General features: G+C 71.1%; 25 protein-coding genes. 13 read left to right on the top strand and 12 right to left on the bottom strand.

Translation table 11 applies throughout. The annotated features are described in order from the left end of the window. Positions 1–21 precede the first annotated feature (21 nt). The 6 genes from ACZ7OO_RS29520 to ACZ7OO_RS29495 form a co-directional block, all read right to left on the bottom strand. A complete protein-coding gene (locus ACZ7OO_RS29520; protein ID WP_471509385.1) occupies positions 22–783 on the bottom strand; it encodes an urease accessory protein UreD in 762 nt (253 codons plus the stop codon). Next, the gene (gene ureG / locus ACZ7OO_RS29515; RefSeq protein WP_471509280.1) at positions 780–1,457 is read right to left on the bottom strand and encodes an urease accessory protein UreG; all 678 of its coding nucleotides are present in this window, start codon (positions 1,455–1,457) and stop codon (positions 780–782) included. The genes ACZ7OO_RS29520 and ureG overlap by 4 nt, the downstream gene beginning before the upstream one ends. 173 nt (positions 1,458–1,630) lie before the next feature. Then, positions 1,631–2,308, bottom strand: coding sequence for an urease accessory protein UreF (locus ACZ7OO_RS29510; RefSeq protein ID WP_471509278.1), 678 nt, complete (start codon positions 2,306–2,308; stop codon positions 1,631–1,633). A 15-nt stretch (positions 2,309–2,323) separates the two neighbouring features. Next, positions 2,324–4,045, bottom strand: coding sequence for an urease subunit alpha (locus ACZ7OO_RS29505; protein ID WP_471509276.1), 1,722 nt, complete (start codon positions 4,043–4,045; stop codon positions 2,324–2,326). Next, the gene (locus ACZ7OO_RS29500) at positions 4,038–4,349 is read right to left on the bottom strand and encodes an urease subunit beta (protein WP_352222198.1); all 312 of its coding nucleotides are present in this window, start codon (positions 4,347–4,349) and stop codon (positions 4,038–4,040) included. The genes ACZ7OO_RS29505 and ACZ7OO_RS29500 overlap by 8 nt, the downstream gene beginning before the upstream one ends. Positions 4,350–4,360: 11 nt before the next feature. Further along, positions 4,361–4,663: an urease subunit gamma gene (locus tag ACZ7OO_RS29495; RefSeq protein WP_352222197.1), complete on the bottom strand. Its 303-nt coding sequence runs from the start codon at positions 4,661–4,663 to the stop codon at positions 4,361–4,363. Between the two features lie 255 nt (positions 4,664–4,918). Between ACZ7OO_RS29495 and ACZ7OO_RS29490 the strand changes: the two genes are divergently transcribed. Next, positions 4,919–5,245 (top strand): SDR family oxidoreductase, encoded by a 327-nt coding sequence (locus ACZ7OO_RS29490; RefSeq protein ID WP_471509383.1) that lies wholly within the window; start codon positions 4,919–4,921, stop codon positions 5,243–5,245. A 243-nt stretch (positions 5,246–5,488) separates the two neighbouring features. On the opposite strand, the gene ACZ7OO_RS29485 is transcribed toward ACZ7OO_RS29490, so the two are convergent. Next, positions 5,489–5,767 carry a type II toxin-antitoxin system Phd/YefM family antitoxin gene (locus ACZ7OO_RS29485; RefSeq protein WP_471509274.1) on the bottom strand — a complete coding sequence of 93 codons (279 nt, stop codon included), beginning with the start codon at positions 5,765–5,767 and terminating at the stop codon, positions 5,489–5,491. 151 nt (positions 5,768–5,918) lie between these two features. Here ACZ7OO_RS29485 and ACZ7OO_RS29480 point away from each other — a divergent pair, with 151 nt between their 5' ends. From ACZ7OO_RS29480 to ACZ7OO_RS29470, 3 genes are all read left to right on the top strand, one after another. Continuing rightward, positions 5,919–6,554, top strand: coding sequence for an ATP-dependent Clp protease proteolytic subunit (locus ACZ7OO_RS29480; RefSeq protein WP_471509272.1), 636 nt, complete (start codon positions 5,919–5,921; stop codon positions 6,552–6,554). 7 nt (positions 6,555–6,561) lie between these two features. Continuing rightward, positions 6,562–6,870 carry a hypothetical protein gene (locus ACZ7OO_RS29475; protein WP_046730013.1) on the top strand — a complete coding sequence of 103 codons (309 nt, stop codon included), beginning with the start codon at positions 6,562–6,564 and terminating at the stop codon, positions 6,868–6,870. Between the two features lie 547 nt (positions 6,871–7,417). Next, a complete protein-coding gene (locus ACZ7OO_RS29470) occupies positions 7,418–7,891 on the top strand; it encodes a C40 family peptidase (protein ID WP_471509270.1) in 474 nt (157 codons plus the stop codon). Between the two features lie 33 nt (positions 7,892–7,924). Here ACZ7OO_RS29470 and ACZ7OO_RS29465 read toward each other — a convergent pair whose 3' ends face one another. After that, positions 7,925–8,383, bottom strand: coding sequence for an ATP-binding protein (locus ACZ7OO_RS29465; RefSeq protein WP_352222191.1), 459 nt, complete (start codon positions 8,381–8,383; stop codon positions 7,925–7,927). Positions 8,384–8,595: 212 nt separating this feature from the next. Here ACZ7OO_RS29465 and ACZ7OO_RS29460 point away from each other — a divergent pair, with 212 nt between their 5' ends. Together ACZ7OO_RS29460 and ACZ7OO_RS29455 are read left to right on the top strand one after the other, a co-directional pair. After that, a complete protein-coding gene (locus ACZ7OO_RS29460; RefSeq protein WP_471509268.1) occupies positions 8,596–9,456 on the top strand; it encodes a helix-turn-helix domain-containing protein in 861 nt (286 codons plus the stop codon). A 9-nt stretch (positions 9,457–9,465) separates the two neighbouring features. Beyond that, on the top strand, positions 9,466–9,693 hold the full coding sequence (locus ACZ7OO_RS29455) for a DUF397 domain-containing protein (RefSeq protein WP_471509267.1): 228 nt from the start codon (positions 9,466–9,468) through the stop codon (positions 9,691–9,693). 59 nt (positions 9,694–9,752) lie between these two features. Here ACZ7OO_RS29455 and ACZ7OO_RS29450 read toward each other — a convergent pair whose 3' ends face one another. Further along, positions 9,753–10,880, bottom strand: a complete 1,128-nt coding sequence (locus tag ACZ7OO_RS29450) for an 8-amino-7-oxononanoate synthase (protein WP_471509265.1) — start codon at positions 10,878–10,880, stop codon at positions 9,753–9,755. Positions 10,881–11,027: 147 nt separating this feature from the next. Here ACZ7OO_RS29450 and bioB point away from each other — a divergent pair, with 147 nt between their 5' ends. From bioB to bioD, 3 genes are read left to right on the top strand one after another with little or no spacing between them, the layout of a single operon-like run. Continuing rightward, positions 11,028–12,185 carry a biotin synthase BioB gene (gene bioB / locus ACZ7OO_RS29445; RefSeq protein WP_471509263.1) on the top strand — a complete coding sequence of 386 codons (1,158 nt, stop codon included), beginning with the start codon at positions 11,028–11,030 and terminating at the stop codon, positions 12,183–12,185. Then, entirely contained in the window at positions 12,178–13,458 is a 1,281-nt protein-coding gene (locus ACZ7OO_RS29440; protein WP_471509261.1) for an adenosylmethionine--8-amino-7-oxononanoate transaminase, read from the top strand. The genes bioB and ACZ7OO_RS29440 overlap by 8 nt, the downstream gene beginning before the upstream one ends. 2 nt (positions 13,459–13,460) lie before the next feature. Next, positions 13,461–14,177, top strand: a complete 717-nt coding sequence (bioD, locus tag ACZ7OO_RS29435; protein ID WP_471509259.1) for a dethiobiotin synthase — start codon at positions 13,461–13,463, stop codon at positions 14,175–14,177. 127 nt (positions 14,178–14,304) lie between these two features. Here bioD and ACZ7OO_RS29430 read toward each other — a convergent pair whose 3' ends face one another. Further along, positions 14,305–16,488 carry a helix-turn-helix transcriptional regulator gene (locus ACZ7OO_RS29430; RefSeq protein WP_471509257.1) on the bottom strand — a complete coding sequence of 728 codons (2,184 nt, stop codon included), beginning with the start codon at positions 16,486–16,488 and terminating at the stop codon, positions 14,305–14,307. Between the two features lie 116 nt (positions 16,489–16,604). On the opposite strand from ACZ7OO_RS29430, the gene ACZ7OO_RS29425 reads away from it, so the two are divergent. Further along, positions 16,605–17,291 (top strand): esterase/lipase family protein, encoded by a 687-nt coding sequence (locus ACZ7OO_RS29425; RefSeq protein ID WP_471509255.1) that lies wholly within the window; start codon positions 16,605–16,607, stop codon positions 17,289–17,291. Positions 17,292–17,366: 75 nt separating this feature from the next. Further along, entirely contained in the window at positions 17,367–18,050 is a 684-nt protein-coding gene (locus ACZ7OO_RS29420; RefSeq protein WP_471509253.1) for a class I SAM-dependent methyltransferase, read from the top strand. Between the two features lie 15 nt (positions 18,051–18,065). Here ACZ7OO_RS29420 and ACZ7OO_RS29415 read toward each other — a convergent pair whose 3' ends face one another. Together ACZ7OO_RS29415 and ACZ7OO_RS29410 are read right to left on the bottom strand one after the other, a co-directional pair. Beyond that, on the bottom strand, positions 18,066–18,440 hold the full coding sequence (locus tag ACZ7OO_RS29415) for a fic family toxin-antitoxin system, toxin component (RefSeq protein ID WP_471509251.1): 375 nt from the start codon (positions 18,438–18,440) through the stop codon (positions 18,066–18,068). A gap of 4 nt (positions 18,441–18,444) precedes the next feature. Beyond that, positions 18,445–18,696, bottom strand: a complete 252-nt coding sequence (locus ACZ7OO_RS29410) for a toxin-antitoxin system HicB family antitoxin (RefSeq protein ID WP_352222183.1) — start codon at positions 18,694–18,696, stop codon at positions 18,445–18,447. Positions 18,697–18,859: 163 nt separating this feature from the next. Here ACZ7OO_RS29410 and ACZ7OO_RS29405 point away from each other — a divergent pair, with 163 nt between their 5' ends. Further along, entirely contained in the window at positions 18,860–19,648 is a 789-nt protein-coding gene (locus ACZ7OO_RS29405; protein ID WP_471509249.1) for an ABC transporter ATP-binding protein, read from the top strand. Between the two features lie 4 nt (positions 19,649–19,652). Then, the gene (locus tag ACZ7OO_RS29400) at positions 19,653–22,220 is read left to right on the top strand and encodes an ABC transporter permease (protein ID WP_471509248.1); all 2,568 of its coding nucleotides are present in this window, start codon (positions 19,653–19,655) and stop codon (positions 22,218–22,220) included. The last annotated feature ends 155 nt before the right edge of the window (positions 22,221–22,375 follow it).

The raw sequence follows: 22,375 nt of genomic DNA, 5'->3' as shown, positions 1-22,375 counted from the left end.
GATCACATCCCGCTGAGCGGATCAATCGCCGAGATGGTCCAACGCCTCGTCCAGCACCCGCCGGAGCAGTAGTGCGTCGCCTGCCACCGCGCTCACCAGCACGGCGGGCCCGGCGAGCGGAGTGAGCGCGGCACACTCCCCCAGCATTCTCGCCGCCGGTGGCTCCACCGCGAACTCCGGCCGTATGACGACGAGTTGTCCCACCGCGCGATGTCCCGCCAGCACGGCGGGCCCGTCCCAGCCACCGGGCGCCCCGGGCCCACAGGCCAACTCCTGGTCCAGGAGCGCCTTTCCGGCAACGCGCACGGTGAGCCGGCTGCTCAGCCGACCGGACTCCTCCCCCGCCCGCCCGAGCACCTGCTCCTCCCTCAACACGAGCCGGCCGGCCGGCCCGACGTCGACGCGGGTGGAGACGTACAGATCACTGCCCTTGGCCGAGATCAACTGCTCGGGCAGCCAGCGCAGTTCACCACCGTCGGCGACATCGAGCCGAACCTCGTACCGGGCCTCGCCCTTCAGCTGTCCCGGCAGCGCGAGGGTCGCCGCGGCCGATCCGACACACAGCCGCGCCCCGCCCTCCACCCGGGCCTCGATCCCGAACCGGTCCCCGCCGAGCGGCCCGCTCATCGCCCCGACGACCATCACCCGGGCCTCGTCCCCGCTCCCCCGGACACGCCTCAGCGCGAGCGGCCCCTCCCCCTCCAGCACGGGAAGGGATGTACCGCCCCGTCCATCCCCCCTGGCGACGATCCGCGCGTTCGCGCGCACCCCGGTGACGGTCATGCCGTCCACGCGGCGATCCGCTCCCGCACCCACCGGGCCACGTCCGCGACACCGGTATCGCCGCGCAACGACTGGAAGACCACGGGCAGTTCGGCCCGCTGCGCCTTCGCGTCGGCGGCCATCCTCGCCAGGTCCGACCCCACATGGGGAGCGAGGTCGGTCTTGTTGACGATGAGCAGATCGGCCGTGGTGACACCGGGGCCGCCCTTACGCGGAATGTCATCGCCTCCGGCCACGTCGATCACGAAGATCTGCGCGTCCACGAGCCCCTTCGAGAAAGTGGCCGTGAGATTGTCCCCGCCCGACTCGACGAGGATGAGGTCCAGTGGCCCGACCTCGTCCTCCAGATCCTCAACGGCTTCGAGGTTGGCCGAGATGTCGTCCCGGATCGCGGTGTGCGGACAGGCTCCCGTCTCGACGGCGGTGATCCGCTCGGGCGGCAGCACGGCCTCCCGCAGGAGGAACTCGGCGTCCTCCCGTGTGTAGATGTCATTGGTGACGACAGCGAGGGACAGCTCGTCGCGCAGGGCCCGGCAGAGGGCGGCGACGGTGGCGGTCTTACCTGACCCGACGGGCCCGCCGAGCCCGATACGGAGGGCGCGCCGGGCCCCGTCGGGACGATGGGCGTCGGCGCTGACGGCGAGGGCCCCGTGGTGGTCGTGGTCGAGATGCATATACGGCTCCTTCGTAGATCTTGCCCGTCCGGCGGCGTCTGAGGACGAGTCCGTTCAGGCCGAAGCGGTTTGGGGATTGCCGGGGCACTGCGCCCATCAGACGAGGCCGTTCAGGCCGAAGCGGTTTGGGGATTGCGGGGGCACTGCGCCCATCAGCGGCTCCGCCGCGGGAACTAGGACGCGAACAACCGCACCGCCCACCCCGCATGCCACTCCGCCCCGATCTCCAGCAACGGCGCGGAACCGGCAGGCAGCGCATCGGCCCCACCCCCCGCGGCCGCAACCCGCGCCGCCTCCACCGCCCGGTCCACCACCCGATCCACCTCGGGCGCCAGCCGCGCCAGCACCCCCGTCGCCTCGAACGGGTCCAGACTCAGCAGCCGCACCACCGCCGTGGCCGGCCCGCTCACACACTCGTACGCCGCGCAGTACGCCGCGTCCTCGGCCGAGAGCCCCGCGGCCCGGGCCACCACCCCCAACACCACGGGCTGATGGGCTCCCTTGGGGAACTCGCCTGCCAGAACGTCGAGTTCGGAGCAGGGCCAGGTCACCCGCGCGGCACGCAGCAGCTGCCGCCCGAGCCTGCGAGCCGCGCCCCGAAGCGCGGGCGACGGCGTCCGTGCGTCCGCCGCCGCGTCCAACTCCCTTACCTCCACACCGAGTGCCGCGGCCGCGGCGAGAGCACCCGCCATCACCCCTGCCGTGTGCAACCGCCCCCGGCAGAACTCCTCCAGGCTCGCCGCCCCGGTGATCCGCCCGGCCTTGACGGCAGCCTCCGCCCCGCCGGAGTGCGCATGCCCTCCGGCGGGAAAGCGGCCGTCGGTCAGTACCAACAACGCTGCCCGAGACATCACAGACACCTGCTCTCAGAACAGGAAGTAGCGCTGGGCCATGGGCAGTTCCGCGGCCGGTGTCGCCTCGACCAGCTCGCCGTCGATGTACACGGCGAAGCTGTCGGGTTCGACCCGCACCCTCGGACGCGCGTCGTTCTCCCGCATGTCCGCCTTGGTCACCCCGCGGGTCGACTCGATGGCGACGAACCGCTTCCCGAGCTGCAACCGCTCCGGCAGCCCGTCCTCGATGGCGAGCGGGGCGACGAAGTTGAAGGAGTTGGCGGCCGGCGCCCGTCCGATCGCCCCGTACATGGGACGCGGCAGAACCGGCTGGGGCGTCGGGATCGACGCGTTGGCGTCACCCATCTGTGCATAGGCGATCTGCCCGCCCTTGAGGACGAGGTGCGGCTTGACCCCGAAGAACGCGGGCTCCCACAGCACGAGGTCGGCGAGCTTGCCGCTCTCGACGGACCCGATCTCACGGGCGAGTCCCTGGGCTAGCGCCGGGTTGATCGTGTACTTGGCGACATACCGCCGTACCCGGCGGTTGTCGGCCCGGCCGTCGCCCGGCAGCGCGCCCCGCCGCCGCTTCATCACATGCGCGGTCTGCCAGGTCCGCAGGATCACCTCGCCGACGCGCCCCATGGCCTGCGCATCGGAGGAGATGATGGAAATAGCGCCGAGATCATGAAGGACGTCCTCGGCGCCGATGGTCGACGGCCGGATCCGTGACTCGGCGAAGGCCAGGTCTTCCGGCACCGCCGGATTCAGGTGGTGGCACACCATCAGCATGTCGAGGTGTTCCTCGGCGGTGTTCACGGTGTACGGCCGCGTCGGATTCGTCGAACTCGGCAGGACGTGTGGCTCGGAGACGACCGTCATGATGTCCGGTGCGTGCCCGCCACCCGCACCCTCGGTGTGGTACGCGTGAATCCCGCGCCCGCCGATCGCCGCGAGGGTGTCACCGACGAACCCGGCCTCGTTCAACGTGTCCGTGTGGATGGCCACTTGGATGCCGGTGCGGCCGGCGACAATCAGGGCGGCGTCGATGACCGCCGGGGTGGACCCCCAGTCCTCGTGCAGTTTCAGCCCTAGTGCCCCACCCCGGATCTGCGAGAGCATCGCCTCGTGCGAGACGGTGTTGCCCTTGCCGAGGAAGCCGATGTTGAGCGGGTAGTGCTCCATCGCCTCCAGCATCCGGGCGAGGTGCCAGGGACCTGGCGTCACGGTGGTGGCCTTGGAGCCCTCGGCAGGGCCCGTGCCACCGCCCACCAGTGTCGTGATCCCCGCCGCGAGCGCCTCGTCGGCGATCTGCGGGCAGATGAAGTGGACGTGGGCATCGACGCCGCCGGCGGTGAGGATCCGCCCGTTGCCGGCGATGACCTCGGTCTCGGGGCCGATCACCAGGTCCGGGTGGACTCCGTCCATGGTGTCGGGGTTGCCCGCCTTGCCGATGCCGGTGATCCGGCCGTCGCGAATGCCGACGTCGGCCTTGACGATGCCCCAGTGGTCGATGATCACCGCGCCGGTGATGATCGTGTCCGGGGCGCCTTCTGCGCGCGTGGAGCGCGACTGGCCCATGGACTCGCGGATGACCTTGCCGCCGCCGAAGACGGCCTCGTCCCCGGCGCGCCCGGGCCCGCCGGAACGGTCCTCCTCGATCTCCACGATCAGGTCGGTGTCGGCGAGCCGGATCCGGTCACCGGTGGTTGGTCCGAACAGGTCGGCGTAGGCGGAACGGGAGATCTCAGGCATCGAGGGCACCTCCGGTCTCCCCGCGCAGCCCCGGTACGACACGGGCCCCGGCGAGGGGGACGAGTTCGACGTCGACGGGGATGCCGGGCTCGAAGCGGACGGCGGTGCCGGCGGCGACGTTCAGCCGCTTTCCGCGCGCGGCGCTCCGGTCGAACTCCAGTCCGGGGTTGGCCTCGGCGAAGTGGTAGTGGGAGCCGACCTGGACAGGCCGGTCGGCGGCGTTGAGCACGGTCATCCGGGTGACCTCGCGCCCCTCGTTGAATACGACCGGCCCGTCGGCGAAAAGAACCTCTCCGGGAATCACTCGCGGCCCCCTCAGACGATCGGGTCGTGGACGGTGACGAGCTTGGTGCCGTCCGGGAAGGTCGCCTCGACCTGGACGTCATGGACCATCTCCGGGATGCCCTCCATGACGTCGTCCCTGGTGAGCAGCTTGCGCCCGGAGGCCATGAGCTCGGCGACGGTACGGCCGTCACGTGCGCCCTCGAGGATGTGCGACGTGATGAGGGCGACGGCCTCGGGGTGGTTCAGCCTCAGCCCACGGGCCCTGCGCTTCTCGGCCACGTCGGCCGCCACATGGATCAGCAGCCTCTCTTGCTCGTGCGGGGTCAGTTGCACGTCCCACCTCACAGTCCTCGCTCCGGACCGTGCGGGGCCCGGTTGCCGCAGCCACCGCGACAGATCGGGCGCAGGAACCCGATCCGGATACGAAAACCCCTGGTGGCGTGGATCGGCAGGCTAGTTTGCCGGAGTTTCGACGACGTTAACCGGACCTTGATCATCTGAAGACCGGCACAGGGGGCCGAGTCTCAGCGCACGGCGCGAACCACCGGCACCGCCAACTGCCGCCCCGCCCCCTCGTCCACCGGACCGATCACGCTGATCTCCGCCTCCGCAGCGCGGTCGGCGCCGGCCGGGACGGTGGCCTCTGCGGCGGTCAACGGTGCCGTCGAAAGGATGGTGTCGCCTCTCGCCGCCGCGCTCGCGCCCATGCGGGTGAACGCCGTGTCGCCCGGCGCCGTCGACACGCGCTGGGGGACTTCCTTGCGGAGGAGCAACGGTGGACGCGGTTCGCGGCGGCGGCAGACGCCGTGCCGTCGGGCGCCCCGAGGATGTCTCCGGTGCCGCCGCCATCTCATGGACGGCACCTCCGTGACCGGCTCGGCCCTGCCCGTCGACGGCGGCTTCACGGTCGCCTGACAGCCCTCGGCACACCCGTCGGCCCTCCCCGGACGTTCCGCGGGAGGGCCGATGTCAGTCATGACGGAGGCTGGGTCCTGTCGTCACATTCCCGTCGTCGCCCGGACGGCGGCCTCGCGGCGTCAGGTGCGTGTTCTGGGGGTCCCCAGGCCGGAGGCCGGGGGAGTGCCGGGCCCTCGCCCTCGTACCGGACGGGCCCGGTGCGGCGGCATCCCGGGGCCGACCGGAATGTGACGACAGGGCCTAGGAGCCCGTGGCGCCCCGGTGTTCGGCCGTGATGCCGAAGCGGCCGCGCTCCGGGCGTACGGCGGCGGTCTCGCGGACCGTGGAGACCGCGCTGACCACCTGGTCCTCGGCGGCTTCCGGGAGCTCTTCGAGGCGTTCGAGGTCGGCGGCGGAGACGAGGGCGACCAGAGGCTTGCCGTGCCGCGTCACGACGACGCGCTCACCGCCGTACACCACCCGGTTGATCAGTTCGGCGAGCTCAGCCCTGGCTTGCGTCACCGGAATCTCGTAGGCCATGTCTCCAGCTTACGGGGCACCCCGGACATCACATCTTGTTCGGCGAGAGCGGAATCCCCACGCAATACCCTCGCGAGGCTCTGTACGTCCTGTACATTTTGTAGCGAGAGTCCGGCCGCTGAGACGCCTCAGCCGCGAGGAGGGGTACGCCATGACCCGACCGTCCGCCCGCTACGTCCTGCCCGAGTTCACCGAACGCACCAGCGCCGGGCAGCGCACCCTTGATCCGTACTCGAAGCTGCTGGAGGAGCGGATCGTCTTCCTCGGCACGCCCGTCGACGAGACCTCGGCCAACGATGTGATGGCGCAGTTCATGTACCTGGAGCACGCGGCGCCTGAGCGGGACATCTCGCTGTACATCAACTCTCCGGGCGGTTCGTTCAGCGCTATGGCCGCGATCTACGACACGGTCCAGTACGTCGGCTGTGACGTGGAGACGATCTGCCTGGGGCAGGCCGGCGCGTCGGCCGCGGTGCTGCTCGCGGCGGGCACACCCGGCAAGCGGTCCGTGCTGCCGGGTGCGCGCATCGTGCTCCAGCAGCCGTCGCTGCCGGAACCGGTACAGGGCCAGCCGAGCGATCTGGTCATCCAGGCGGCGGAGTTGGACCGGATCCGCGCGCTGCTCGAAGAGATGCTCGTCCGGCACACCGGCCGCACGCCGGACCAGGTCCACCAGGACCTGGAGCGGGATCTGGTCCTGGACGCGCAAGCGGCGCTGGCGTACGGGCTGGTGGACCGGGTCGTGCCCAGCCGCAGGACCTCCTTCGGTCTGCCGGACGCGGGGTGAGCGGCCGATGCTGCCACCGGAGCTTCCGCCGCTGCCCGCGCTGACCCGCGCCGAGGGCGAGTTGATCGACCGTTACCTGGACGTGGTCGATCTGCTGGGCCGTATCAACCCGGCGCAGAACGAGGACACCTATCGTGGGCTGCGCGCCGCGCAGGCGCTGGTGCGCGCGGCGTCCGAGCTGCGCGACGCACTGGCCCTGATGCACCGACGGGGTGAGACGGAGCTCCACGGGGACACGTTGGCAAGGGCATTGCGGGTACTCGACGGTGAGCGCCGGACCGCTCGCGTCGCACTCCCGCCCGACTGCGTACGGTGACGCCCGCGGAAGTCCGGTGCGACACGTCCACCGGCCGACCGGGCCGGAGTCGAAACGACCCAAAGGGGTTACCGCCGTTCGGCGGAGGTTGGCGTGGTTTTACCTGACCGCCGAGGCCGCTCGACGTGCGCGCCCGGAGGTGCCCGCGGAAGGCTTCGGCGCAGGTCCGGGGCTACGCAGGGCAGTTGACGGATAATCGAACACAACACTGTCCACCCGAACGGGTGGGTGGTGAGTAACCCCACAAATCGCCGATTCCGTTGGGATTTTCGGACAGGCGTGAGTGAAGATCCCTGTCGACGACAAGCCCCCGCCAAAACGGCGGGGCGGTCCGGGCGGACGCCGAGTCCTGCCGCCGCCCGGATGACCGGTCGACGGAAGTGGATCGGCAGGAGTGGAGGACCCAAGCACGACGGGTCGCCGGAACGGTCGCACCATGACCGGGCCGAGCAGCCCTTGGGGTGAAGCCGCGGCAACGCGGCCGGGCAACTTCGCCAGCCCGAATCCGACAGGTCATCTTTCACAGGCGGCTGACGAAGGGTTGCGCATGACTGCGCTCAATCGTGTTCCGTCACTGATGGCACGGGCCGGCACGGCCTCGGCGCTCACCATCGCCGCCGTGGGCGGCTCCATCGTGATCCCGGGTGTCGCCTCCGACGCCTCGGCCGCCACGATAGCGACGAAGGCACTTCAGATCGCTGCCTCGAAAAAGGGCTCGCCCTACAGTTGGGGCGCCACCGGGCCGAACCGGTTCGACTGCTCCGGGCTCACGCTGTACTCGTTCAAGAAGGCGGGCAAGAAGCTCCCGCGTACGGCGGCCCAGCAGTACAACAAGACCCGTCACATCTCGGCCGGCAACCGCAAGGCCGGGGACCTGGTCTTCTTCCACTCGGGTTCCAGCGTGTACCACGTCGGCATCTACGCCGGGAAGGGACGGATCTGGCACGCCCCGAAGTCCGGGGACGTGGTGAAGCTCCAGAAGATCTGGACGCGGAGCGTCTGGTACGGCCGGGTCAGCTGACCCCGCCGAGAGTCGGTCGGCAGGAGCTCAGGGCTACGGTTCCTGCTGGCCGGCCACGGTGACCGTGCCGGCCGGGACTGCCCAGGGCAGCTCGATGAAGACGGTCTTGCCGCCCTCCCGGGTGGGGCGCACCCGGAGCTTGCCGCCGCACTCCGCGGTGAGCCAGCGGATGATGACCATGCCGCGCCCGTTGTCCTGCTGCACCGCGGCGGGGAGTCTCTTGGGGAAGCGCGGGTGGCTGTCCGTGACGCCGATGCGCAGGTGTTCGTCGCGGTGGAGGACGAGGTCCACCGTGAAGGTGGGTGACTGCCCGAAGGTGTGCTGCACCGCGTTGGTGGCGAGCTCGGAGACAATGAGGCGGATGGTGTCCGCGGTCTCCGTCTCCGGTGGCAGCCCCCATTCCGCGAGGGTGCCCAGCACATAGGAGCGGGCCGCGGAGACCGAGGCGGGATCGCTCGGCAGAGTGACGGATGCTTCCAGGTGGTCTGCCATGGCGACGTCGTCCCTTTCCCACGGGACCGGAGCCCGACACGGTGCGGATGGTTCGAGTACGGTCCCGGACTGGTGCTTCTTCGTCAGACTGCCATTACCAGGGCGGTCAGGGGAGCGATCCACCAGGATATGCATATATCTGTCGCTCGATGCGGTGAACTCTGCGACCTCAGAGCGTATTTGGGCGGCTCGGAAGGAGTAAGGAGTAGCCCATGCAGAACGGTCCCGCGGTACGCCGCCGGAAACTGGGCGCCGAACTGCGCACGCTGCGCACCGGCGCCGGCCTCACGAGCGGCGAGGCCGCCCGTCTGGTGGGCTGGCATCAGTCGAAAGTGAGCCGGATCGAGACCGGCGCCAGCGGTGTGAAACCGGCCGATGTGCGGTTACTCCTCGACGCCTACGGCGTGTCCGAGGGGCAACTGCGGGAGTTGCTGCTGGTGTTGGCGGGGTCGGAGGACACCGCCGGGCGGCACCACTGGTGGCATGCCTATCGCGGGGTGCTGCCGCCCACCTACCGGGATTTCATCAGTCTGGAGTCGCAGGCCAGCGTGATGCGCACGCTGGAGACCTCGGTCGTACCGGGGCTGCTGCAGACCCCCGAGTACGCGCGTGCCGTGACCCGGGCAGCCGTGGACGGGCTCGACGACGAGGCGCTGGACGCCCTGGTGAAGGTGCGTCTGGCCAGGCAGGACGTGCTGCGAAACCGTCCGCCGCTGGAACTGAGCGCGGTCCTTGACGAGGCGGTGCTGCGCCGGGAGGTCGGCGGCCCGGGCGTGATGGCCAGACAGCTGGAGCGGCTGGTGGAGGCGGCCCGGTTGCCCCAGGTACGGCTCCAGGTGCTGCCGTTCTCGGCCGGAGCCCATGTCGGCATCACCGGTCCTTTCGTAATCTTCTCATTCCCGAGCACTTCTGATCTGGACGTGGTTGTTCTCGACCAGTTGACGAGTAGCCTCTACCTCGAACGGAAAGAAGACCTCCAGGCGTACTCGGAGGCCTTCAACACCCTTCAGATCCACGCCCTTTCGACCGAGGACTCGTTGGATTACATCGCCGGGATAGGTGACGGCGCGTAAGGAGGCACCATGACTGCATTGCCTCGGAACGTACCTTCAAGTGCTGATCTGCACGGACTGCGGTGGCTGCGCAGCAGCTACAGCACCGGAGCGAACAACTGTGTGGAGACGGCACGGCCGCTCTCCGGTCCGCTGACCGGACTGCTCGCCGTGCGCGACTCCAAGGATCCGGCCGGACCCGCGCTGCTCTTCTCCTCCGGGAGCTGGGCGGGTTTCGTGTCGGCGCTCACCGGCTGATCAGCCCGTAACCGACTCCGTATCCGCATATGGGCAAGGCCCGGCCGTGTCACGCCGACTCATGGTCGTGTCTCGCCGATCACCTGTACAGCGCGTTCGATCTCGGCCCCGGAGAGGTCCGCACGGGCGGTCAGCCTGAGCCGTGAGATGCCGTCCGGCACGGAAGGCGGACGGAAACAGCCCACGGCCAGGCCTGCCGTACGGCAGTCGGCCGCCCACCGCACGGCCCCCTCCGGGGACGGTGCCCGCACGGAGACCACCGCGGCGTCCGGACGTACCGCTTCCAGACCCGCGGCGGTCAGCCGTGCGTGCAGTTCCGCGGCGACCTCGCGGGCCCGCACCGCTCGTTCTGGCTCGCGGCGCAGCAGCCGTAGCGCCGCCAGGGCCGCGCCCGCGGCGGCCGGGGCCAGGCCGGTGTCGAAGATGAAGGTCCGGGCCGCGTTCACCAGATGGTCGATCACCCGGGCCGGGCCGAGCACGGCCCCGCCCTGGCTGCCCAGCGACTTGGACAGGGTCGCCGTGACGACCACGTCGTCGGCGCCGCAGAGCCCGGCCGCGTACGGCGCGCCCCGCCCGCCGTCCCCGAGGACCCCGAGCCCGTGGGCGTCGTCCACGAGCAGCCCGGCGCCGCGCTCCCGGCATGCCTCGGCCAGTGCGGCGAGCGGTGCCGCGTCGCCGTCCACCGAGAACACCGAGTCGGAGACCACGACCGCGGGTCCCTCATGGGTGCCGAGCGCCTTGCGTACGGCGTCCGGGTCGGCGTGTCCGACGACCTGGGTGGCGCCCCGGGCCAGCCGGCAGCCGTCGATCAGGGAGGCGTGGTTGAGGGCGTCGGAGACGATCAGGGAGCCGTGCGGGCCGAGGGTGGTGACGGCGGCGAGGTTGGCGGCATAGCCGGAGGAGAAGACCAGGGCCGCCTCGGACCCGCAGAATTCGGCCAGCTCGCGCTCCAGCTCGGTGTGGAGTTCCGTGGTGCCGGTCACCAGCCGGGAGCCGGTGGAGCCGCCGCCCCAGGTCCGGGCCGCCCCGGCCGCGCCCTCGGCGACCTCCGGGTGGTGCGCGAGGCCCAGGTAGTCGTTGCTCGCCAGGTCCAGCAGCGGGGAGTCGGCGGGGCGGGGGCGCAGGGTCCGTACCAGTCCGGCGCGGCGGCGCAGTTCCGCCTGTTCGTCGATCCAGCCGAACGCCATGGCTCCTCCGGTCATTTTGTAGGCAGTGGACAGACCCTAGCGGCACCGGCAGCCACCCACTGTGTGGCAATACCCACACGTCGAACTGACAGGGTTGTGCAAACTCTCCTTGGCCCGGAGCAGCCTCGTAGTACAGGATCGGCTCTCATGGACCTGCTGAACACGCTGGTGGACAAGGGGCTTCGGCGCGAGCTGCCGACCCGCGAGGAAGCGCTCGCCGTGCTGGCGACCTCCGACGACGACGTGCTCGATGTGGTGGCCGCGGCCGGCAAGGTGCGCCGGCACTGGTTCGGCCGGCGCGTGAAACTCAACTACCTGGTCAACCTCAAGTCGGGCCTGTGCCCGGAGGACTGCTCCTACTGCTCGCAGCGCCTCGGATCCTCGACCGGGATCCTCAAGTACACCTGGCTGAAACCCGACGAGGCCTCGAAGGCGGCCGCCGCCGGTCTGGCCGGGGGCGCCAAGCGGGTCTGCCTGGTGGCGAGCGGACGCGGCCCGACCGACCGGGACGTCGACCGGGTCGCCGGCACCATCAAGGCGATCAAGGAGCAGAACGAGGGCGTCGAGGTGTGCGCCTGCCTCGGCCTGCTCTCGGACGGCCAGGCCGAGCGGCTGCGCGAGGCGGGCGCGGACGCCTACAACCACAACCTCAACACGTCCGAGGGAACGTACGGGGACATCACGACCACGCACACGTACGCCGACCGGGTGGACACCGTCACCAAGGCGCACGCGGCCGGTCTGTCGGCCTGCTCCGGTCTGATCGCCGGTATGGGCGAGACCGACGAGGACCTGGTCGACGTGGTCTTCGCGCTGCGCGAGCTGGACCCGGACTCGGTGCCGGTCAACTTCCTGATCCCGGTCGAGGGCACCCCGCTGGCCAAGGAGTGGAACCTCACCCCGCAGCGCTGTCTGCGCATCCTGGCGATGGTGCGGTTCGTCTGCCCGGACGTCGAGGTCCGTATCGCCGGCGGCCGTGAGGTCCATCTGCGCACCATGCAGCCGTTCGCGCTGCACCTGGCCAACTCCATCTTCCTCGGCGACTACCTCACCACCGAGGGCCAGGCCGGCCAGGCCGACCTGGAGATGATCGCGGACGCCGGGTTCGTGGTCGAGGGCGCCGACGAGGTGACTCTGCCGCAGCACCGGGCGGAGGTCGGGGGCGCCGGCTGCGGGTCGCACGCCGAGGCCGGGTGCGGTGCTCATGAAGGGGGCTGTGGCACCGCCGCCGCCAACGAGCCGCGCACCGACCTGGTCGCCGTCCGCCGCCGGGGCGCCGGAACGGATCTCGCGCCCAATGCCTGATCTGAGCGTCCCCGAGTTGCTGGAGCTGGACCGGCGGCACGTCTGGCATCCGTACGGACCGATGCCGGGCCGGGCCGAGCCGCTCGTCGTGGAGTCGGCGAGCGGGGTCCGGTTGAGGTTGGCTGGTGGCGCGGGCGATCTTGTCGACGGGATGTCGTCCTGGTGGTCGGCGATCCACGGCTACAACCACCCGGTGCTCAACGAGGCCGCGCGCGACCAGCTCGGCCGGATGAGCCATGTGATGTTCGGCGGGCTCACCCACGAGCCCGCCGTACGTCTGGCGAAGCTCCTTGTCGACATGTCGCCGGACGGGCTTGAGCATGTATTCCTCGCCGACTCCGGCTCGGTGTCGGTCGAGGTCGCGGTCAAGATGTGTCTGCAGTACTGGCGTTCCCTGGGCCGCCCCGCGAAACAGCGCCTGCTGACCTGGCGGGGCGGCTACCACGGCGACACCTGGCAGCCGATGTCGGTGTGCGACCCCGAGGGCGGAATGCACGAGCTCTGGTCCGGGGTACTGCCCCGCCAGGTCTTCGCGGACGCGCCGCCGACGGAGTACGACGAGTCGTACGCCGACCGTCTGCGGTCGCTGATCGAGCACCACGCGCCCGAACTGGCCGCGGTGATCGTGGAGCCGGTGGTGCAGGGCGCGGGCGGGATGCGGTTCCACTCCCCCGCCTATCTGCGGGTGCTGCGCGAGGCCTGCGACGCGCATGACGTGCTGCTGGTGTTCGACGAGATCGCGACCGGTTTCGGCCGCACCGGCGCGCTGTTCGCGGCGGACCACGCGGCCGTCACCCCGGACGTGATGTGCGTGGGCAAGGCGCTGACCGGCGGTTATCTGACGATGGCGGCGACCCTGTGCACTCCCCGGGTGGCCGAGGGCATCTCGCGGGGTGAGGTGCCGGTGCTGGCCCACGGCCCGACGTTCATGGGCAACCCCCTCGCCGCTTCCCTGGCGTGCGCCTCGATCGGGCTGCTGCTGGGCCAGGACTGGCAGACGGAGGTCAAGCGGATCGAGACGGGCCTGCGGGACGGACTGGCGCCGGCCCGGGACGTCCCCGGCGTGCGGGACGTCCGCGTCCTCGGTGCCATCGGGGTCGTCCAGCTCGACCACGAGGTGGACATGAAGGCCGCCACGGCGGCCGCGGTGCGCGAGGGTGTGTGGCTGCGGCCGTTCCGCGATCTGGTCTACACGATGCCCCCGTACGTCACGGGCGACGCGGACGTGGCACGGATCGCGCGCGCGGTGTGCGCCGCCGCGCGGGAGGGATGAACATGCCGATCCTGATGATCACGGGGACGGGCACGGAGGTCGGCAAGACGGTCACCACTGCCGCCGTCGCCGCCGCGGCGCTCGCGGCGGGCCGCTCGGTGGCGGTCCTGAAGGCCGCACAGACCGGGGTACGACCGGACGAGCGCGGGGACGCCGACGAGGTCGCGCGGCTCGCGGGCGCGGTGACGGCCGCCGAACTCGCCCGTTTCCCCGAGCCGTTGGCGCCGGGCACGGCAGCTCGCCGGGCCGGGATGGCGCCCGTGCGTCCGTACGAGGTGGCGGAGGCCGCCGCCAAGCTGGCCACCGAGCACGAAGTGGTGCTGGTCGAGGGCGCGGGCGGGCTGCTCGTGCGGTTCGACTCGGAGGGCGGCACGCTGGCGGACGCGGCCCGGCTGTTGGCCGCGCCGGTGCTGGTGGTGGCGTCGGCCGGACTCGGCACCCTCAACACCACCGAGCTGACGGCCCGTGAACTGCGGCGTAGTGAGCTGGAGTTGCTGGGAGTGGTGATCGGAAGCTGGCCCGAGTTGCCTGATCTTGCGTCGCGTTGCAATGTCGCCGATCTTCCTGAGGTGGCCGGAGCCCCGCTGCTCGGTGCACTGCCGGCCGGGGCCGGAGCGCTCGCGCCCGCGGACTTCCGTGCGGCGGCACCGAGTTGGCTGTCCGCACGACTGGACGGCAGCTGGGACGCGGAGGCGTTCCGGGCGCGCGAGGCCGGCTGAGCGCGCTGCCGGGAACGCCGAGACAGGCCGTCGGCCGTCCGCGGCGCCGTTTCGGCTGGTCGCGCCCACGCGGCGGAGCCGCATATCGATACAGCCCCGCGCCCCTTCGGGGCGCTCCATCACCCGCTCAGGAAGCCGTGCCGTCGGCCAGCAGCCGGACCAGTTCGATCCGGGACCGGATGCCCAACCGGGCGAAGACACCGCGCAGATGGTGGTCGATGGTGCGCGGGCTGAGGTTGAGCCGGTCGGCTATCTCACGGTTGGTGGCACCCTCGGCGGCCATCCGGGCGACCATGAGCTGCTGGGCGGTGAGGACGGCGGCCGGGTCGGGCGCACCGGTGGCAGGTGTCAACGCCGTGCCCAGAGCACGGAGTTCGGCGCGGGCCTGGGTGGCGCAGTGCGGGGCGCCGAAGGACTCGAAGGCCGCCAGCGCGCTGTGCAGCCGGTCACGGGCCTCGGCGCGGTGCCGCAGTCGGCGCAGGGCTCCGGCGAACAGCAGCTCGGTACGGGCGCGTTCGAAGTCGCGGGTGCCCCGGGCGTGCAGGTCGAGTGCGGTGCGGTAGTGCTGGACGGCCTCGGCGCCGGGGGCGAGCAGGGCCCGGCAGCGGGCGCTGAGCGCGAGGTCGTCGGTGCTGCGGACGGCGGTGGCCCACCGGTGGTAGTCGGCGTGCGCGGCGCGGGCGACCCGGGTGTCTCCGGTGCGGACGGCGGCCTCGACGTAGTGCGGGGTGGCCAGGTGCCGGATGGCCCGGTGGCCGTGTCCGGGGCCGAACCCGGCGAGGGCGCGGAGCCGGGCGGCGGCAGCGGTGAAGCGGCCGTTGGTCAGGTCGAGGAAGGCGAGCGCCCACTGGGCGAGGGCGGCGGGCAGGCCGAGCCCGTGCGCCAGGGCGTGGGAGCGGACGGCGGCGGAGCGCTCACGGCAGGCCTCCTGGTCGCCTCGGACGGCGGCGAACATGGCGAGTGCGGCCTGGAGATGGCAGGCGCCGTTGTCCTGCCCGGTGGCGTGCGCCTGGCTCAGGGCTTCCTGGACGGCGGCCTCGGCGGCCCGGGTGCGGCCGGTCCAGAAGTCGGCGTAGGCCCGGAACTCCGTGGCCTGCGCGGCCGTCGCCGGGGTGCCGAGGGCGCGGGCCGAGGCGGCGGCCCGGAGGGTGGCGGTGGCGGCGCGGGTGTGGTCGCCGAGCATCAGGGCGGCCATGCCGGAGTGGATCAGCAAACCGGGGTCCCCGCCGGGCCCGCAGCGGCCGGCGGTGCCCTTGAGGAGGATCCGGGCGTCGTCGTAGCGGCCCTCGACGGCGGCGGCGAGTCCGGGGAGGACGCCGGGCGGGGAAAGGCCCAGCCACTGGGCGAGGTCATGGGCCTCGCGGCAGCGTCTCAGGTCGCCGGTGTAGACGGCGGCCTCCGTGGCGAGGGCGAGAAGTTCGGCGGAGTCAGCGGAACGTTCCTGCCGGACGGCGGCGGTGAGCAGGGCGTCGAAGGCCTCGGAGGCGTTGCCGGCTCTGAGGGCGAGGATCCCGTTGAGGGCGGAGTCGTCCGTACGGGCGGCGAGCCGTCTCGCCCGGTCTGGTTCCCCGGAGCGCCAGGCGTCGGCGGCGGCCAGGGCTAGGAGCCGGGCTTCTTCAACCGGGTGCGGGCAGAGGTCGGCGGCGCGTTCGGCGAGGGCGCGGGCGAGCGCGGGTCTGCCCTCGGTACGGGCCCGGTCGGCGGCGACCCGGAGTTCCGCCGCGAGCCGGGCGCTGGGGCCGAGCGCGGCGGCGCCCCGGTGCCAGGAGCGGCAACTCGTCTCGCCTTTGCCGCCCAGTACCCGGGCGAGCAGCTGGTGGGCCTCGCGCCGGTCGGCCGGTGAGGCGGTCCCGTACGCGGCGATCCGGGTCCAGGCATCCCGGAAGAACACCCCGCCGGCACTGGCGTGGGCGACCCCGGCGGTCTCGGCGGCCTCCAGCGGGCGCGTGTCGAGCCGGCCGGCCGTGACCGCGCGCAGGAAGGCGTGGGTGGCGACCGGGTACTGGTCGGCCGCGGCGAGGAGCAGCAGCCGGCGGGTGTCGTCGGGCAGGGCGCGGATCTCCCGGCGCAGGGCATGGAGCAGCCGCGGGGCCAGTTCGGCCGGTTCGACCGGGAGTGGGTCGAGGCCCGCCGTCTGCCGGTCGGTGAGGCGCGGCACGAGTTCGGCCTCGGCGCGCTGATCCTCGTATACGACGCGTCGCACCCGGGCGCGTACGCCCTCGGGGAGCGCCGAAGCCGGGCATGGCCCCGCGTCGGTCGTCTGCGGTGGCGAAGTGCGGTCAAGAGGTGGGGGATTCACCGGTATCACCACACGAAAGACGTTACTGGCGAGTTAGTTGACTCGTAAAGACTGGCGACTTCACCGATGCGGCGCGCGTAGACCCGTCCCGACACTCCTGAACAACCCCACCCGTTTCAGGAGGCATCATGCAACGCGCCAAGCGTCGCATCGCAACCGCTCTGACGGCGATAGCCGGTTCGCTCCTTCTGTCACTCCCCCTGGCCACCACTCCCGCGCAGGCGGCGAGCCACAACCCGGTCGTCTTCGTGCACGGCCTCAGCAGCGACTCCAGCAGCTGGGACGACTGGATCGCGGACTTCGAGGCGGACGGCTACTCGTCCTCCCAGCTGTTCGCGTGGTCGTACGACTGGACGAAGTCGAACGTCACCACGGCTTCGCAGCTGTCGAGCTACATCCAGACCGTCCTCTCGCAGACCGGTGCCTCGAAGGTGGACCTGGTGGTCCACTCCATGGGCGCGCTCAACAGCCGCTACTACCTCAAGAACCTCGGCGGGACCTCGTACGTGGACGACTTCGTGTCGGTCGCCGGGGTGAACCACGGGACGAGCGTCGCCTCGCTGTGCGGGTGGCTGTACACGTCCTGCAAGGAGATGCAGACCGGCAGCTCCTTCCTGACCTCGCTGAACTCCGGCGACGAGACGCCCGGCAGCGTCTCCTACGCGGCGTACTGGTCGAACTGCGACGCGGCGATCGACCCGGACTCCTCGGCCCTGCTGAGCGGGGCGACCAACGTCGGCGTCGGCTGCATCTCGCACACCGACATGAACAACGACTACGGCGTCTACCAGCAGGTGCGCGACTTCATCGCCTGATCGGGCGGCGGGGGGTGCGACGGCCCTTCGCGGGGGACAATCACCGTAGACCTGCTCCCCTCGGGAGGTATCGTCATGCGGCTGATGTCCACCGCTGCCGGGAATCCGGTGCGGGATCCCGTCCACCACCCGCTGTTCGCCCGCTTCTACGCCCGCTGCAGCGTGGCCGCCGAGACCAGGCTCGGTATGGCCGCCGTCCGGGAGCGGTTGCTCTCCGGGCTGTCCGGGCGAGTGATCGAGATCGGCGCGGGCAACGGTCTCAACTTCGCGCGGTATCCCGGGTCGGTGGCGGAGGTCGTCGCGATCGAACCGGAACGCACCCTGCGGCAGTTGGCGACGGAGGCCGCCGTCCGCGCCGATGTCCCGGTGGACGTGGTGCCGGGCGCGGCGGAGGCGCTGCCGGTGAAGAGCGAGGCATACGACGCGGCGGTGCTCTCCTTGGTGCTGTGCAGTGTGCGGGACGTACCACGGGCGCTCGCGGAGGTACGGCGGGTGCTGCGGCCGGGCGGCGAGCTGCGGTTCTTCGAGCACGGGCGGGGCGGCGGCCCGGCGATGCTGTTCACCCAGCGGGCGCTGGACCGGACGGTGTGGCCGCTGCTGAGCGGCGGCTGCCATCTGTCCCGGGAGCCGGTTGCCGAGTTGCGCGCGGCCGGGTTCGAACTCGGCCCGTACCGGCGGGTGTTCCTGCCGGAGAACGGCCTGCGGCTGCCGACCTCCTACTGTGTGCTGGGCGTCGCGCGCAAGGCCCCGGAGACCTGACCACAGCAACCGTGATCACAGGCTCCAGCGGCGCAGCTCCTCCGCGATGTCGGACACGCTCGCCTCGCCCGTCTTCACCAACCGGGCCAGATCTCGGACCTGTTCGGGCGAGGTGGCGATCTTGAGGCCGCTGGCGACCAGGTAGGCGTAGGCGACCGAGGACGCGAAGAGGGCGTTCGAGCGCTCAAGCGCCGGTACGTGGATGAGGAGTTGGAGCAGTGCGGCGGCGCGGGCGTGCGAGGTGTCGTAGACGGGGACGTCGAATATCTCGGCCCGGTGCCGGGCGACGGCGGCGATCAGCGCACCCCAGTCGGTGACCTGGGGGTCCCCCGGGGTCTTCTGTTCGGCGAGCATGAGGAGCCAGGCGAGATCGATGGTCAGGTCGTTCAAGGGATCAGTGACGGCCTTCGGTCTTGTCAGAGGTATCGGGACCCTGGGCTTCGCCGAACTCCTCCGCGAAGACGGACTCGTACTGCTTCATGAAGTCGGCGGCCGCCTCGACGAACGTACGGCCCGCCTCACCTGTGTCCTGCATGACCAGTTCCTCTATGTAGCGGTTGACGCTCATCCCGCGCGCGAGAGCACGCTCGCGGGCCGCCTTGACGGTCCCCTCGTCCACGCGCACGTTCAGCTGGGTCTTCGCCATACCTAGACGCTAGCGCGGTTGTGCTAGCAGCGGCAAGCGCGCATCGGAATCGAAAAGTGATACCGCCTGTGGGGCGCGTCACACTACGCTCGTCCCGGACAAAGCTCGGCCAAGGCTCCGACAAAGAGGATCACGGCTAGATCGCGCGAGCGAGGAGGCAGTGTTGTCCACACCAGCTGCGGAGGGACCGGCCGCGGACGGGACAGCGGCCCGCGCACGCGGGCTGACCAAGGCGTACGGCGCGGGCGAGACGGCCGTGCTCGCACTGGACTCGGTGGACGTGGACATCGCGCGCGGCCGCTTCACCGCGGTCATGGGCCCCTCGGGCTCCGGCAAGTCCACGTTGATGCACTGCCTGGCGGGACTGGACACGGTGTCGGCCGGCCAGGTCTGGCTCGGCGGCACCGAGATAACGGGTCTGCGGGAGCGCGAGCTGACGCGGCTGCGCCGGGACCGGATCGGGTTCATGTTCCAGTCGTTCAACCTGATCCCGACGCTGAACGCGGCCGAGAACATCACCCTGCCCATGGACATCGCGGGCAAGAAGCCCGACGGGAAGTGGCTGGACCAGGTCATCGACACGCTGGGGCTGCGGGACCGGCTCAAGCACCGGCCCGCGCAGCTGTCCGGCGGGCAGCAGCAGCGGGTGGCCTGCGCACGGGCGCTGGCCTCCCGACCGGAGCTGATCTTCGCCGACGAGCCGACCGGCAACCTGGACTCGCGGGCCGGTCTCGAGGTGCTGGGCTTTCTTCGGGACGCGGTCGACCAGCTCGGGCAGACGGTCGTCATGGTGACCCACGACCCGGGCGCCGCCGCCCACTCCGACCTGGTGCTCTTCCTCGCGGACGGCCGAATAGTGGATCGGATGGAAGGGCCGACGGCCGACGCCGTGCTCGAACGGATGAAGCGGTTCGACGTGGGACGCGGGTCCTCCGGGCCCGGGGAGGACTGACCCGGTGCTCAAGGCAACCCTGCGGAGCTTCCTGGCCCACAAGGGACGGCTGCTGCTGTCCGCGCTGGCCATCGTCCTGTCCGTGGCGTTCGTCGCGGGCAGCCTGATCTTCTCAGACACCGTCACCCGTACCTTCGACCGGCTGTTCGCCTCCACCTCCGCCGATGTGACGGTGGAGCCCAAGGAGGACCTCAAGTCGTCGGTGGCGACCGGCGCCGTACAGACCGTGCCGGCCGCGCTGAAGGAGCGGGTCGCCAAGGTCGACGGGGTCGCGGACGCCCACGCGGACGTCTCGGTGCAGAACATCGTGGTGGTCGACAGCCACAACAAGTCGGTCGGCCCGACCACCGGCGCCCCGACCATCGCCACCGACTGGTACCTCACCCACCGCAGCCCTGTGAAGCTCACCTCGGGGCACGTCCCGCGGGGTGCGGGCCAGGCGCTCCTCGACGCGGACACCGCCGGCAAGAAGCACGTGCGCATCGGCGACACACTGACCGTGCAGGCCCAGCCCGGCACCTTCAGGGTCGAGATCGTCGGCATCGCCACCTTCACCACCACCAACCCCGGTGCGGCCCTGGTCTTCCTCGACCCGTCGGTCGCCGCGAAGGAACTGCTGGGCTCCGCCGACCGGGCCACCAGCATCTCGGTGGACGCGGCGCAGGGTGTCACGGACGCCGAGCTGAAGCGCCGGGTCGGCGAGGCGATCGGGACCGGGACGTACGACCTGAAGACCGCCGACGAGCAGGCGAAGACCTCCGCCGCGGACCTGGGCGGATTCCTCGACGTCATCAAGTACGTGATGCTGGGATTCGCGGGCATCGCCACGCTCGTGGGTGTCTTCCTGATCGTCAACACCTTCTCCATGCTGATCGCCCAGCGCACCCGTGAGCTGGGCCTGTTGCGCGCGCTGGGCGCCGACCGGCGTCAGGTGCGGCGGTCCGTGCTCACCGAGGCCGTGCTGCTCGGGCTGGTCGGTTCGACGCTGGGTCTGGGCGCCGGTATCGGGCTGGCGCTCGGGCTGATCAAGCTGATGAGCGCGTTCGGGATGAACCTCAAGACCACCGAGATGGTCGTCGGCTGGGGCACACCCGTGGCGGCCTACGTCGTGGGCGTCGGCGTCACCTTCGTCGCCGCCTATCTGCCCGCACGGCGCGCGGCCACGGTGTCGCCGATGGCGGCGCTCGCGGACGCCGAGATCGCCGGCGTGGGCAAGCCCTTGACGGTGCGGGCGATCGTGGGCGCGGTCGTCGGGGTGCTCGGGGTGGCGGCCCTCGCGGGCTGTGCGGCGGCCACGAAGACCGCCTCGGCCGCCTCGCTGCTGGGCCTCGGGGTGGTGCTGACGCTGCTCGCCACGGTCATCGCGGGCCCGTTGCTGGTGCGCCCGGTGATCCGCGTCCTGGGTGCGGCCTTCCCCGCCCTGTTCGGGTCGGTCGGCCGGATGAGCCAGCGCAACGCCCTGCGCAACCCGCGCCGTACCGGCGCCACCGCCGCCGCGCTCATGGTGGGGCTGGCCCTGGTCGGCGGGATGTCGGTGGCGAGCGCCTCCATGTCCAAGTCATTCGACCAGCAGATCGACAAGACGCTGGGAGCCGACTTCATCGTCCAGAACGGCAACTTCCTTCCGTTCACCCGGGAGGTCACCGACAAGGTGCGCGGCACCGAGGGCGTGGGTCTTGTCGTGCGGCAGCGGTTCGCGCCGGTGGCCCTGCGGCTGCCGGACGGCAAGCGGGTCACCACGACCGCCGCCGGGTACGACGCGCAGGTCGACGACGTCGCCCATGTCGCCTACAAGGGCGGTGACACCGCGGCCGCGCTCGCCGACGGCAGTATCGGCATGGACGCCACCTTCGCCGCGGACCACAAGGTGCGCCTCGGCAGCGTGCTCCCGGTCGAGTTCCAGGGCGGGAAAAGCGCCGAGATGAAGGTGGGCGCCCTCACCGACCAGGACGGCGGCAGCGGCTTCGGCACCCAGGGCGGGCTGTTCCTCGGCATCGCCACCGTGGAGAAGTACGTCCCCGACGGCCAGGACTCGTCCTTGTACGTCAACCACGCCCCGGGTACGAGTGTCGACCGGCTCCGCGCGAACCTGGAGAAGACTCTCGCCCCGTATCCGCAGGTGCAGGTCCGCGACCAGGCCGACTACAAGAAGCTGGTCCACGATCAGATCGCCGTGCTGCTGTATCTCGTCTACGCGCTGCTCGGCCTTGCGATCGTGATCGCGGTGCTCGGGGTCGTCAACACCCTGGCCCTGTCGGTCGTGGAGCGCACCCGGGAAATCGGGCTGCTGCGCGCGATCGGGCTGGGCCGGCGGCAGCTGCGCCGGATGATCCGGCTGGAGTCGGTGGTGATCGCGGTGTTCGGCGCGGTGCTGGGGCTCGCGCTCGGCCTGGTGTGGGGCGTGTGCACCCAGCAGGTGCTGGCTCTCCAGGGCATGAAGGCGCTGGCGATCCCATGGGGCACGATCGTGGCCGTCGTGATCGGCTCGGCGGTCGTGGGCATCGTGGCGGCGCTGCTGCCGGCGTTGCGTGCGTCGCGCATGAATGTGCTGGCGGCCATCGCGCACGAGTGATGCAGGCGTGACGCTCACGTCCCGGACCGCTGAGGAGAAGGTCATGCCGCGTCAGTTCCGCTTCGGGGTCAACCTGCTCACGCGCGCGCCGGCCGACGAGTGGCCGGCGATCACCGACGCCCCGAAGTCCGCACTCGGCCCGCTCCTGGAGCGAC

This window comes from Streptomyces sp. NPDC111744, from assembly GCF_055634995.1.
This window is presented reverse-complemented; position numbering and strand designations above follow the sequence as displayed.